This window comes from Agarivorans sp. QJM3NY_29 (assembly GCF_050870835.2).
In the GTDB taxonomy this organism is placed as follows: Bacteria; Pseudomonadota; Gammaproteobacteria; order Enterobacterales; family Celerinatantimonadaceae; genus Agarivorans.
This window is the reverse complement of record NZ_CP194036.2, coordinates 31,884-44,754: the sequence shown is the minus strand read 5'-3', so window position 1 is coordinate 44,754 and position 12,871 is coordinate 31,884. Positions and strand designations below refer to the sequence as shown.

Annotated in this window: 13 protein-coding genes and 1 rRNA gene; 5 read left to right on the top strand and 9 right to left on the bottom strand. The window is 47.1% G+C overall.

The features are described 5' to 3' along the window. Positions 1-28: 28 nt before the first annotated feature. Positions 29-1,621, bottom strand: a complete 1,593-nt coding sequence (locus ACRRS0_RS00190) for a GMC family oxidoreductase N-terminal domain-containing protein (protein ID WP_432455219.1) — start codon at positions 1,619-1,621, stop codon at positions 29-31. Continuing rightward, on the bottom strand, positions 1,614-2,144 hold the full coding sequence (locus tag ACRRS0_RS00185; protein ID WP_432455220.1) for a twin-arginine translocation signal domain-containing protein: 531 nt from the start codon (positions 2,142-2,144) through the stop codon (positions 1,614-1,616). The genes ACRRS0_RS00190 and ACRRS0_RS00185 overlap by 8 nt, the downstream gene beginning before the upstream one ends. A gap of 328 nt (positions 2,145-2,472) precedes the next feature. Here ACRRS0_RS00185 and ACRRS0_RS00180 point away from each other — a divergent pair, with 328 nt between their 5' ends. Further along, positions 2,473-3,111 (top strand): TetR family transcriptional regulator, encoded by a 639-nt coding sequence (locus ACRRS0_RS00180; protein WP_432455221.1) that lies wholly within the window; start codon positions 2,473-2,475, stop codon positions 3,109-3,111. 107 nt (positions 3,112-3,218) lie between these two features. Here ACRRS0_RS00180 and ACRRS0_RS00175 read toward each other — a convergent pair whose 3' ends face one another. Beyond that, positions 3,219-4,127: a LysR substrate-binding domain-containing protein gene (locus ACRRS0_RS00175; RefSeq protein WP_432455222.1), complete on the bottom strand. Its 909-nt coding sequence runs from the start codon at positions 4,125-4,127 to the stop codon at positions 3,219-3,221. Positions 4,128-4,241: 114 nt separating this feature from the next. Between ACRRS0_RS00175 and ACRRS0_RS00170 the strand changes: the two genes are divergently transcribed. Continuing rightward, the gene (locus ACRRS0_RS00170; RefSeq protein WP_432455223.1) at positions 4,242-5,132 is read left to right on the top strand and encodes a DMT family transporter; all 891 of its coding nucleotides are present in this window, start codon (positions 4,242-4,244) and stop codon (positions 5,130-5,132) included. Here ACRRS0_RS00170 and ACRRS0_RS00165 read toward each other — a convergent pair. From ACRRS0_RS00165 to ACRRS0_RS00155, 3 genes are all read right to left on the bottom strand, one after another. Further along, complete coding sequence (locus tag ACRRS0_RS00165; protein WP_432455224.1) at positions 5,100-5,396, bottom strand: GIY-YIG nuclease family protein; 297 nt, start codon at positions 5,394-5,396, stop codon at positions 5,100-5,102. The two genes, ACRRS0_RS00170 and ACRRS0_RS00165, sit on opposite strands and share 33 nt — an antisense overlap. Positions 5,397-5,503: 107 nt before the next feature. After that, positions 5,504-5,842: an MGMT family protein gene (locus ACRRS0_RS00160; RefSeq protein ID WP_432455225.1), complete on the bottom strand. Its 339-nt coding sequence runs from the start codon at positions 5,840-5,842 to the stop codon at positions 5,504-5,506. After that, complete coding sequence (locus ACRRS0_RS00155; protein WP_432455226.1) at positions 5,827-6,234, bottom strand: SMI1/KNR4 family protein; 408 nt, start codon at positions 6,232-6,234, stop codon at positions 5,827-5,829. The genes ACRRS0_RS00160 and ACRRS0_RS00155 overlap by 16 nt, the downstream gene beginning before the upstream one ends. Before the next feature lie 91 nt (positions 6,235-6,325). Here ACRRS0_RS00155 and ACRRS0_RS00150 point away from each other — a divergent pair, with 91 nt between their 5' ends. After that, on the top strand, positions 6,326-6,982 hold the full coding sequence (locus ACRRS0_RS00150; RefSeq protein ID WP_432455227.1) for an alpha/beta hydrolase: 657 nt from the start codon (positions 6,326-6,328) through the stop codon (positions 6,980-6,982). Between the two features lie 10 nt (positions 6,983-6,992). Here ACRRS0_RS00150 and ACRRS0_RS00145 read toward each other — a convergent pair whose 3' ends face one another. Further along, a complete protein-coding gene (locus tag ACRRS0_RS00145) occupies positions 6,993-7,922 on the bottom strand; it encodes a LysR family transcriptional regulator (RefSeq protein ID WP_432455228.1) in 930 nt (309 codons plus the stop codon). Positions 7,923-8,028: 106 nt separating this feature from the next. Here ACRRS0_RS00145 and ACRRS0_RS00140 point away from each other — a divergent pair, with 106 nt between their 5' ends. Further along, complete coding sequence (locus ACRRS0_RS00140; protein WP_432455229.1) at positions 8,029-9,372, top strand: aspartate aminotransferase family protein; 1,344 nt, start codon at positions 8,029-8,031, stop codon at positions 9,370-9,372. A gap of 19 nt (positions 9,373-9,391) precedes the next feature. After that, positions 9,392-10,882, top strand: coding sequence for a CoA-acylating methylmalonate-semialdehyde dehydrogenase (locus tag ACRRS0_RS00135; RefSeq protein WP_432455230.1), 1,491 nt, complete (start codon positions 9,392-9,394; stop codon positions 10,880-10,882). 56 nt (positions 10,883-10,938) lie between these two features. Here the strand turns inward: ACRRS0_RS00135 and pssA are convergent, their stop codons facing one another. Then, a complete protein-coding gene (gene pssA / locus ACRRS0_RS00130; protein ID WP_432455231.1) occupies positions 10,939-12,288 on the bottom strand; it encodes a CDP-diacylglycerol--serine O-phosphatidyltransferase in 1,350 nt (449 codons plus the stop codon). Between the two features lie 388 nt (positions 12,289-12,676). Beyond that, positions 12,677-12,792, bottom strand: a 5S ribosomal RNA gene (gene rrf / locus ACRRS0_RS00125). Between the last annotated feature and the right edge of the window lie 79 nt (positions 12,793-12,871).

Sequence of the window (12,871 nt, the reverse complement as noted above, 5' to 3'; positions counted from 1 at the left end):
AAACAAGCATAGACCAAGCGCCCACCATTCAGGGCACACTCAGCGCAAGCTTGGCGGCAAGTCGCTGACTATTCCGCAAAGCTAAGGCATAGATCGTAAGCTGAGGATTTGCACCTAAACTGGTTGGAAAAACCGAACCGTCGATCACAGTCAAGCCAGCCAAGAGACGAAAATTGCCATCTTCATCAACCACCGACGATGCCGCTTCCCCCCCCATTGCACATCCCCCCATCACGTGTGCCGATGCCAAACGAGTGGCCAATGGCTGCATGGCCAATTGCTTGATAAACGACTGGGCCTCAGTCCAACTGTTCAGTTGCCGACTTTGTTCGTGTAAGGGGTAAACCTGTTTAGCCCCGGCGGCAAATTGTAACTCAGCGATACTCAGCAGCGCTCGCCTAGCACCATCCCACAGGTAATCACTCAGATGATAATCCAGCATCGGGCTAGCATCGTCTCGCAGCTTAACCTGCCCACCGTGACTTTGTTCATGAAAGCCATCCCGCAACAATCCAATCGTCACTTGTAGATGATTCATTTGTTGCATCATTTCACTATGAAAGCGGCCAAAGCCGGTCAGTTTGGTGGCCAATAAAATCGGATGAACCGGTGGTACTTCCAATTTGTAACCACAGCGCCCTTCTACACCATCACGCCATACAAAGTGATCGGAATATACGGACTGTGGCGCACCTTGATGACTTAATACTGGCTGTTCGAATAAGGCTCCACTAATCACACTCGGATGTAAAAACGTGCGTTTACCGATCAATTGATTCGGATCAGGCACCTTTGAGCGCAACAATATCGCTGGCGAACCAATAGCACCAGCTGCTAGGATCACGTGTCGCGCATTCACTTTAATTTCGATTTGCCTTGGACGTTGCTGTTGATCTAAGGCTTGTAAGCTTGCACCCCGCACCCGTTGTTGCTTAATATTTAAGCTTTCTACCCGAAATCGGCTTAGTAAACTGGCCCCTAGATTAAGCGCTGCAGGGATGGTGGTCACCAGCATCGACTGTTTTGCATTAGTCGGGCACCCCATCCCACAGTACCCCAAATTCCAGCACTGCCTGACATTCCGCGGAACCGCTTTATGAGACCAACCAAGCGCCTCACAGCCCTTGGCTAACAGCGCATTATTGGCATTATTGGCCAACCAGGGACGGATCCCTAACTGCTGCTCAACCTGTTCAAAATAGGGCTGTAAATTCTCGGATGTTAACTGACGAATGCCCCAACGCCGCTGCCAATGCAGTAACGTGGATTCCGGGGTTCGCAGCGAAGTCGTCCAATTTACGGTAGTGGACCCCCCAACACAGCGTCCCTGAAAAATGCTAATCGCTTTATCTTTGGTTTTACGAGCGGCAGATTCCTGATAGAGATCGGGATAGGCTTGACGCTCTTGCATTTTAAAATCTTGGCTCGTTTTTAGCGGTCCCTCATCAACCAAAATAACCTTGAAGCCCGCTTCTGCGATAACCTGAGCGCTAATCCCACCACCAGCACCACTGCCAATGATCAACACATCACAATCCAATTGACGATTATCTTGCAAACTTGCCCCATCAAGATGTGACCATCCGTCGGCAAGCCCTTCGACAATCCAATCTTTAATCATGAAACAGTCCCTTCACTTGGGCTGGTAATTGATAAGCCAACAGAGGCCAAACCTCGGGGTCGCCATAACAGGCCGCCATGATCAGCTCATGTAAGCCTTGATAAGTCTGGCGTAATAGCTGCAAATAATGCATCTGCCAGGTCCTCAACAAGACTATTTTTTGCTGAGTGCTGAGTTCACTAAGCTGACTACTTCCAGCACTGAGTAATAACCATCCGCCCCGCGACTGTAATAAGTCCAACAGTTGGTGTAATTCAGCCCGACTATGCGCAGCCAATCCACTGATCGCAACATCAACATTATTTAAAATACGCAGCATCGCGAGGTCATCCTGGTCACTAAATTGCCCCTGCACAAACACAGGGATCAACGCCAGCAGGATCTGTTGATGCTGCGCCGATAACGCGAGTTGGGGATTGGCTTGGTAGCGTAAGGGATAACTAGCAAATAACCACTGGCCACCGCCTGCCATCGCCGCGATGGCTGTAGCACCTTGCAAAAATTGTCGCCGAGAAATACTCACCCTCGCTCCCAATCAATCATCATTTCACCTTGAACTCAGATCAACAAAATAAGATACCATGAGTAACTTAGATAGCAGTTACTAAATAGTTTGGCAAGTTTCTATGGGTAACTTATTCTTAGACTGTAAACAAAATCGCAAAACACTACCTAATCAGGCGCTTGCTTGTGCGCGACTCACACTTGTCGCAGCGAGTACAACGCAGACCTAAAAGATAATGTTTGGGTAAGCGGCAGCTGCTTTTCTCTGCCGTCGTTAAAATGCATTGTTAACAAAGTTAAATTAGCAACAAAAGCGTAAGCCATGTAAAGGTGAAAGGAACCAACACTTGATAAAAAATGATGTAAATACCAGCATAAGAAAGCGCGCAATTAGTCCCGAACAAAAACAACAGCGTCGCCAACAGATCTTAGCCTCCGCCAAACAAGCCCTCACGGAGCATGGTTACGATCAGGTGGTGTTAAGCCACTTAGCCGAACAACTACAGTTATCGAAACCGGCGCTATATCGCTACTTTAAGAACAAAGAAAGTCTGTTTATGGCACTGTATTTAGACGAGGCAGCGCAGTTACTGCTTGCTATCCAACGCCTCGCCAACCACCCCTTACAAGCACGAGTTCTCGCTGAAACCATCGCCGCCAGACCGAGTTTTTGCTATCTCTCTGCAATTTTGCATACCGTATTAGAAAAGCAACAGAATATTGAACAAGCCATCGCCTTTAAACGCGAGCTGAAGCGACTGGCTGAACAACTCTGCCAATTATTTCAGCACTGGTCGCCACAACTCAACCAGCAGCAGGCACTCACCAAGGTCATGTTCCTATACCAAAGTATCATTGGCTGTTGGCATACCAGCCACCCCTCGGCCACCATGCAACAAGTATTAAGAAATGATGAATTTGCGATATTGCGGCTGAATTTTGTGGATAGCCTGAGCCTATTGCTGATCAAACTATTAATGGATTAGTGCGAGCATGACTGTTTTGGAAAAAATATCACCCTCATCGGTGCCCTGAAAGAATCATGGATTGATCACAGAATTGTATAGCGAGCCAGTGTTGGATTGACGCCCCGTTAAACCTCTAACGGACTCGCGGCAGTTTCAATCAACCAAGAGGCCACTTGTTTTAACTCTTGTTCTCTGCCACGCGCCTGCTTGTAAGATAAATAGAAATGATAACCGGTCTCTACCCCACCAAACGGCAAGTCAACTAACTTACCCGCTCGTATATCCTGCTCCACCATAAAGTCACTCACCAAAGCGATACCTTGGCCACTTTCTGCGGCTTCCAAGGCCAGAACTTGATGGCTGAAGCTATGAAAAACTTGTTTCTTAGGCAGCTGTAAACCAAGCCCCTTAGACCAAACCATCCAGTCTGCGCCTGACTCGCTGATTTCATCATCTAAGTCGCTAGATAATAAAGGGAAATTCAATAAATCTTGACGCCAATTTTGATGACCGACTTCTTGATATAGAGCTGGCGAACAAACCGCCACCAATCGCTCTTTATGCAATAGATGGCTGATATAACCCTTCACGTTTTTCGCTAGACAGATAAACAAATCACCAGTTTTACTCGATAACACCGGTTCTTCGGTAATCATTTGCAAACGTAAATCAATTTCGGGATGACGAGCACGAAAGCTGGGTAACAGCGGCACCAGACGCTTCAGCGCGAAGGAACTATAGGTGGTTAAACGCAATTGCGCGATCCCCTCTCCTTTTACCTGTCGGGTAATCTGACTGAGTTCATTTAGAATCCGTTCCACCTCAACGGAGTAGCTACGTCCGGCCTCGGTTAATTGTAGTTGGCGACCAACTTTTTCAAATAACAATTCTCCCAAATAGTCTTCAAGCAATCTTAAGCGATGACTCACCGCACTTTGACTAATGCCCAATTCGTCGCCAGCCTTAGCGACATGATGATGGCGAGCCACGGCGTCGAAAGCAACCAATGCATTAAGTGGAGGAAGAGTTCGCATACAATCCATGAATAATTTTCATCAATAGTAGATTATTATCATTTTTTTAATGCTTAACAAGTCTTTAGACTGTTTTATTCCAGCTTAATTTATTCGTGCATCACAGAGGCCCACTTGAAGCTTAATCCCACCTTAATTGCTATCATTATTTTGATTACCGCCAATCAGATCGCGGTATTTTCAGATGCCTTTATGAAAGTGGCGGGCGAGCAAGCCTCGGTGTTCGAAATATTACTTTATCGGCAAATCAGCACCCTGATACTGTTGTTACCTGCTTTTTTACTGACCAAACACAAGCGTCCAGAAAAACCACTGGTCCACTTCTTTCGCGGTTACCTCTGGTTAGCGGGTTCAGGATTGATGGTTGTCGCCTTGGTCGCGCTCCCTTTAGCAACTGCCAATGCCTTATTCTACGCGGCTCCGATTATGATGTTACCACTTGGCATGTGGCTCCACCGAAGCCAAGTCAATCGCGCCCAAATATTCGCCGCCAGTATCGGCTTTATTGGAGTATTGGTGATTATTCGCCCTTCAGAGTTTAACTGGGGGGCCATTGCGGCGCTGGGGACAGCCCTCACTTTGGCCTTAAGTAACCTCACCGTAAAATACATTCCAAAAAAGGAGTCGGTGGTTACCAGTTTATTTTGGACCAACTTAATGGTGCTGCCCACGACAGTGGCACTGGCATGGCCAACGCTTACTGGAATGAACTGGTCAATATTCTGGCTCGCAGGCGCGAGTAGCTTATTTATTCTATTTTTACACGCAGGATCTATTTTTGCCTACAAAACTGCAGAGGCCAATACCATTGCCAGTTCAGAATACACAGGCCTGATTGGCGCTGCCGTGGTCGGCTGGGTAAGTTTTTCAGAAATGCCTGATGCCCTCACCTGGCTGGGTGCAGCGATGATTATTTTACCCTTAATATTGATTGGTAAGCGAAGCTTGCGCCAAAACAGAAACCGGCCGTCGTTAAAGCAAGCTGCGCCAGTCGAATTGACCTAATAAGAGCTGTTCTTTTTGCGCCTTACTTAATTGCTTAATTTTATATTCCAAACGCATTGCTTGTTGCTTACTGGCAAGGCCTTGCTGAAACTCTAAGTTGAGCGGACCTTTCCCACGTAACGCCTTGGCACCCTTCGAACTTCCCGATTGATGCTCGGCAAAGCGTCGAGCCACATCGGTACTGACACCAGTATATAATTGATTGTGTTTGGTTCTAAGAATGTACAAGTACCATTGGCTGACGACTGTCGCTTGCTTGGTCATTGGCTTATTCCCACTCTCCTCGACCCCCAACAGAATTGGCGGATTGGCGCAATCATCGAAATACCGATGGTTTGTGATACCCATTGGCATCGAACAAACCGTAAATACTAATCACCAAGCCATAAATACTGCTTCAAAGGTACCCGCTGATGACGAAAAACAATCCCTTCCTCCTGAAGTCGCTGACGTTGCTTTTGATATTTAGCCGAGCCCTCAGGAAACGAGATCAGACCTTGAGCATTAATCACCCGATGCCAAGGCAGCGATGAGCCCTCGGGGAGCTGCTTTAGGCAGCGTCCGACAGCTCTAGCCATGCGAGGGTAGCCGGCCATGGCTGCAACGCCACCGTAAGTCGCCACTTTACCGCTTGGGATATGTGCAATCACCAACCAAAACTTCTCCAGATAGGGAGGGGGAGATGACTGCTGCGCTAACTTTGCATCCATACTTCCATCGCCCAATCCCAAATGCTATCCCATTCAGGAACCAAGTCTTCCGCAGCCTGGCCTTGCCAATAACCCACTTCCCCCTCCTGACTAATGAAATAAAAGTTATCTCCATTTTGACAAATGGGAATAAATTCGCGGGGTAAACCCATGTTCCAAGCTGTCGCAGCCACCTCTGGCAAATAGGTATGCAGGTAAGGATCGCTAATCGTGACTGGTTCTAAGCTGCCATAAATTACATCGCTCACGGTCAGTTGAAAAGCCCGCAAATCGCTGGGCATCGGGATCAAAATCAACTCCTCCACTTCCACTAACTGACTGTCGCTAGGGAGTTCACTTGGATAAGCGCCAGACTGGTCTGCGGCTCTTATTTCATCAATTAATTCTTGCATACTTGTCTCTCTCAGCCATTTCAATACAATGCCTGTTCGCTAAATTGTTGCTCAGCTTAATAGAACTCTTTCATTCAGCAAAGGACTATCCATGCCAAATTCGGCTACCATCACGATTGAACCACCTCACCCGGCAACCCACTGCCTCATTTGGCTACATGGTTTAGGTGCAGGCCCCGAAGATTTTGCGCCCTTAGCAAAGCATTTTAAATTCAGCGAATCCATCGCGCTGCGCTATATATTTCCGGCCGCGCCATTACGCCCATTAACCGTGCATCAAGGCTATCAACTCACGGCTTGGTACGATATTTTAGCGATGCAGCCGCAGCGCATCATCAATCAGCAGCATCTACAAGAGGTGAGCCAGCAGCTTCAGCTTTTAATCGAGCAACAAATGAACCAAGGGATCGCCAGCCAAAACATTGTGATTGCAGGCTTTTCGCAAGGCGGTGCAGTGGCTTATCAGCTGGCGTTAAACTTTCCTCAAGCACTGGGCGGATTGTTGTGTATGTCGACTTATTTACTCCCTGCCAGCCTCCCCAGCACTCAACAACAAACTAACTTAGACATATTGATCCAACATGGCCGCCAAGATGATGTGGTTGTTCCGGCTCTGGGTGAACAGGCTCATCAGCAACTGCTGCAACAGCAATATAATGCAACACTGGAATACTATGAAATGGCGCATAGTGTTTCCCCGAGCCAAATAAAGGCAATTAATCAGTGGCTCACCCAGCGCCTTCAGTAAAAGTAGCGGCTTAGCTGGACAGATGAACCTGAGTTAAGCACTCGATAAAGCAAGCCAAAATACGCGAAGGTTTTGGGGAGACACGTGTCACCGCTAAAAATGGACAGTGATAACTGAACTGCTCCCCACCCAGTGGCCGAATTAGGCCCTGTTCAATGAAGCTACGTGCATAGTGTTCCGGCAAATATGCCAAGTAACTGCCCGACAACAATAAAGTGGCAATTGCCTCCTGGTCATAAGCGGTGGCATGACGCTGAAAACCAAAACGTTGTGAAGTATCCATATTGGGCGAGTGATGTCCTAATCCAGCATATTTTTGTCCAACAATTTCCTCGGGACCAATGGTAATGTCACTGCGTGAAAATAGTGGATGATGATAACCGCAATAAAGCGACATCCGTTCATCAAACAAAAATTGATAATTGAGGCTCGCAGACTGACGTTGCCCCGGCACTACCCCCAAATGAAAGCGCCCCTCAATCACGCCACTTTCGATCACCGATAAGGTTTCAACATAAAGATCAAGCGTGACTTTAGGTGCTCGCTGGTCAAATAACTGCAAGGCTTGTGATATTTTTGCCTGCTGGTTAGTCACCGTTTTATCAAACAAAGCAATCGCCAGATTACCCGTCATATCTCTATGTAAACTTTGTACGTCAGCCCGAAACTCGTCTAAAGCGCCCATTAAGCGTAAACTGGACTGATAGACGTGCTGCCCTTCTGGGCTTAAAACAAAACCTGCTCGCCCACGCTGACAAAGATTCACCCCAAGGCGAATTTCTAAATCTTTCACGTGACGGCTAATCGTAGAACGACCAATATTAAGCTCCACCTCGGCAGCCGATATCCCCCCACACTCCACCACCACCCGAAATACTTTGAGTAGTCGTAAATCAATATCGCTTAATTGTCCAAGTCGCTGCTGCATAATGTTTCGCATTTATGAAACTTTAGATTGAAAGATACACATTTATGCAACTCAGATCTAGCGATAAGCTGCTTCAAAATATTTAGTCCATCTCAAACATATTATGAGGGAGTCAGCTATGGCGCATCATGAAGAGTTAAGTGTTAGCCAGAACCAACTGGATTGCCATTGGATGGCATATAGTGCCAATCGCCAATTTAAAAAGGACCCACGGATCATTACCCATGCCAAGGGTAATTACTATTTTGCTGACGATGGCCGCAAGATTTTTGATGGTCTATCAGGTTTATGGACTTGTGGCTTGGGTCATGGTCGCCAAGAGATCGTCGATGCGATTAGCCATCAAGCTTCTCGGCTCGATTACTCGCCAGCCTTTCAGTTTGGCCACCCGGGGTCATTTCAACTGGCGGAGAAAATCACCGAATTTATGCCTGAAGGACTAAATCGGATATTTTTTACTGGCTCGGGTTCAGAATCAGCTGATACCTCTTTAAAAATTGCGCGCGCCTATTGGCGTAAAAAAGGACTCGCGGGTAAAACCAAGCTGATTGGCCGCGGTAAAGGCTATCACGGCGTCAACTATGGTGGGCTTTCAGTTGGAGGGATCGCGCCAAATCGCGCACTATTTGGCAGCGGCCTCGACGTTGCCCATATGCGCTCTACTGTCTTGCCAGAAAATGTCTTCAGCAAGGGGCAACCTCAACAAGGCGCCGAGCTTGCCAATGATTTACTGGATTTGATCGCGGTTCATGATGCCTCAACCATCGCTGCCGTAATTGTTGAACCCATGGCAGGCAGTGCAGGCGTCATCCCCCCACCCGTCGGTTACTTACAACGCTTACGTGAAATTTGCGACCAACACCAAATTTTGCTGATTTTTGATGAGGTCATTTGTGCCTTCGGTCGCCTCGGTTATAAAACCGGAGCAGAAGCTTGCGGGGTGACACCAGACATGATCAATATGGCCAAGCAGCTTACCAATGGAGTAATTCCCATGGGAGCGGTCGCCTGTAAACAAGAAATTTACGATACCTTTATGGAAACTGGTGGCCCAGACTACATGCTAGAACTGCCACACGGTTATACTTATTCGGCACACCCGATCGCCTGTGCCGCAGGTTTGGCTTCGCTGGATTTATTACAACGAGACAACATGTTTGAACGCGTCCGTGAAATGTCCCCGGTACTGGAACATGCCGCGCATCAGCTCGCGAGCCTAGCGCTGGTGACCGATGTTCGCAATATGGGCATGGCTGTTGGGCTTAGTATTGCCCACGCTCCCGGTGAACCCGCGCTCAACCCATATTTAATCGCACAATCGATGTGGAAGCAGGGCTATTATGTCCGCTATGGCGGCGATACCATACAAATTGCGCCTCCTTTTACGGTCAGCAAAGAAGAAATCGACAGCTTATTTAACGCCTTAGGCGATACTATTCATCAATTGACAGGCCAAGCCTAGTCACACAAGGAAATCTTACATGTCTATTATTGGTCACTTAATTAATGGTAAAACCCAGTCAGAATATACTCGCTTACAGGATGTTTATAATCCTTCGACTGGCGAAGTAGCGAGTCAAGTCGCACTCGCACCAAAAGCCACAGTGGAGCAAGCGATCGCAGCCGCTGAAGCCGCTTTTCCAGCTTGGCGTAATACGCCTGTAGCCAAACGTTGCCAAATTATGTTTCGCTATAAGACCTTACTCGAACAACATGCAGACAAGATCTGCGAATTAGTCGGCAAAGAACACGGTAAAATCGTGCATGATGCAAAAGGCGAACTGGCTCGCGGGATTGAATGTGTTGAATATGCCTGTGGCGCACCAGAGCTACTCAAAGGCGAACATTCTCGCAATGTTGGTCCTAATATCGACTCTTGGAGTGAATTCCAAGCACTAGGTGTTGTGGCTGGTATAACCCCATTTAATTTCCCAATGATGGTGCCAATGTGGATGTTCCCTATGGCGCTGATGTGTGGCAATACCTTTGTATTAAAGCCTTCGGAACGCGATCCATCCGTCACCTTATTCATTGCCGAATTACTACACGAAGCAGGCTTACCAGCTGGTGTATTCAATGTCGTGAATGGCGATAAAGAAGCGGTTGATACACTATTAAGCGACCCACGAGTTGCCGCGGTAAGCTTTGTCGGTTCAACCCCAATTGCTGAATACATTTACAGTACTGCGACTGCAAATGGAAAACGCTGCCAAGCCCTTGGCGGGGCAAAAAATCACGCAATCGTAATGCCTGATGCTGATCTAGAGAATGCCGTGAACTCTTTGTTAGGGGCTGCATTTGGTTCTTCAGGCGAACGCTGTATGGCCTTATCGGTAGCAGTTGCTGTGGGCGATGAAGTCGCAGACAAGTTAGTGGCAGGGCTATCCGAAGCAATGCAAGGTTTGAAAGTCGGCGCATATTCTGACCAAGAAAATGACTTTGGCCCATTAATCACCGAGCAACAACGCGATAAAGTACAGATGTATATTAGCAGCGCAGAAGCAGCAGGGGCCACCGTAGTAGTTGATGGCCGTAACCCACAGGTGAGTGGTTATCCAAAAGGCTTCTTTGTTGGGGGGACTCTGATCGACCACGTAACCACCGCCATGCAAGCCTATCAAGAAGAGATCTTTGGACCTGTATTATGTGTGGTGCGAGTTGATGACATGCAACAAGCCATGGACTTAATTAATGCACATGAATACGGAAACGGGACTTGTTTATATACCCGTGACGGTGAAGCGGCACGCTATTTCTCGGACAACATTCAAGTAGGAATGGTCGGGATTAACGTTCCACTGCCCGTTCCTGTGTCATATCACAGCTTTGGGGGCTGGAAACGTTCATTGTTTGGTGATTTACATGCCTATGGCCCAGATTCCGTGCGGTTTTATACCAAACGTAAAACCATCACTCAACGCTGGCCTTCTTCATCGATAAGAGAAGGTGTTAACTTTTCTTTCCCTAGTTAAGCGCTGACACCCAACGCTTTTTATGTAATGCCCAGCATCTTGCTGGGCATTGTTATTTATAAGATTTGTTTGAGTAGGCTGTCGGCTTTCACCCGGCCAATTCGTTTCAGCAAACGTTTGACTGGTTTCGGGTAATCATTAAGCGACTCGATATCTGCCAGTGTAGTAATTGGCTGAGTATGTTGCAGAATATTGTGTAGTTCTTGCTGACGCTGATGTTCGAGTAAAGCATGTGGATCATCCACTAACAAGCCATTCTCTAAGTCCAGATTCCAAGCTCTAGGATTCAGATTATTACCAGTGAGTAAGGCATATCGTTGATCGACCCATAATCCTTTCAAATGAAAGCTATTGTTAGCATGTTGCCAAACGTTCACGGTCAGCTGTCCACTCGCCAAAAATGCTTGCTTGCCCTTAATAAAATTACGGAGCGTTACTTCATACAGATAAGGCAAAGCGTGGATCACCTTAAACTTTTCGCTAGGCTCACTATAAAAGTCACTGGCTGTTTTATCACCCACAATCAAGTGCACTCGCACCCCGCGACTAAGCGCCTTAGCAACTTCACGACGCAGACTACGGGGAGGATTAAAATACGGCGTACAAATAGTAAGCTGTTGTTTAGCCTTAGACATTAATAGCTTAATGGTTTTATTTAATAAGTTGCGTCGCCGACCCAAACCGATGAGTGGAGTAATTCCAAGTTGCTGCGCATTTAGTTGTTGAGCGTGAAATTGGTACTGTTGCCGCTGTAAAGACAAGCGTAAACGCCTGATCGACGATTTAAGCGACCGAGTTGAGGCTGGATTGGCTACCGATAAACTAGTCACCGCACGAGTCGCCAGTAGTACTTGTTCTAAATATTCAACCATCGCATTTGCGAGATCTGAGTTACCAATTAATTGGTAACGATCGAAACGATAACGCTGCTGCTGAGCTAAATAGATATCGTTAATACTGGCACCACTATAAATGATCGTATCGTCGATGATACTTCCCTTCAGATGTAATACCCCGAATAGCTCTCGATTGCTTACAGGTACCCCCGAAATCTCAATTAAGCCGGGATACTTAGCAGCGTACTCCCGATACATTGCCGCATTACCTTGAGCCTGTTGTTCACCAATTAAACCGCGTTGTGCACGATGCCAATCAACCAACACCTTAATCTGCAGTTCCGGTCGTTGCTGCTTTGCCTGATATAAGGCATCCATCACTGAGCGCCCCGCCAAGTCATCTTCCAAATATAAAGCCACAATATAAATTCGAGAACGAGCCTGAGAGATTAACTGCAGCAATCTGATGCGGTAGTCTTCGGCGCTAAATAAAGTCATAAATTGACTCGGATCTTGAGCAATTTGAGGCAATGAGCGAAGCGAACGATTACGAGTAAAACGTGGGGTCATTTATATTTTTCTTGATAAAAAGCAACATGCAAGCCCTATTGTACCAAAGGATTTAGCGAGTCACTAAAAATCACATGCAGCAAATATAAAAATGGTGATACGAACACGCATAAACGCTTCGACTTCGGCCTAAAAACGCACACATTTTCGAAGCGTCCCATCCTGCTCACGAATAAAACCTTCGCGTTAACTGCGCGATGCAGCATTGCTAAATCCCAGACATAAAAAAAGCCTATCCGTAAAGATAGGCTTTCTCTCAATCGGTGTCTGGCGATATCCAGCCGACTTTCACATGGCTTGTTCATGAACATCGGTTCGCCTTGGCTGCCCTTGCTAAATCTCAGGCAATAAAAAAGCCCTCGTCGTCAGACGAGGGCTTAGTATAGGTGCCTGGCAGTGACCTACTTTCACATGGGGAGACCCCACACTATCATCGGCGCAGTTGCGTTTCACTTCTGAGTTCGGCATGGGTTCAGGTGGTTCCACAACGCTATTGCCACCAGGCAAAAACTTGTTGTCTTTAACATTCGAAAAAACTGATATATCCCACGAGCATAACAAGCACTCTTGGTTCTAAAATAAA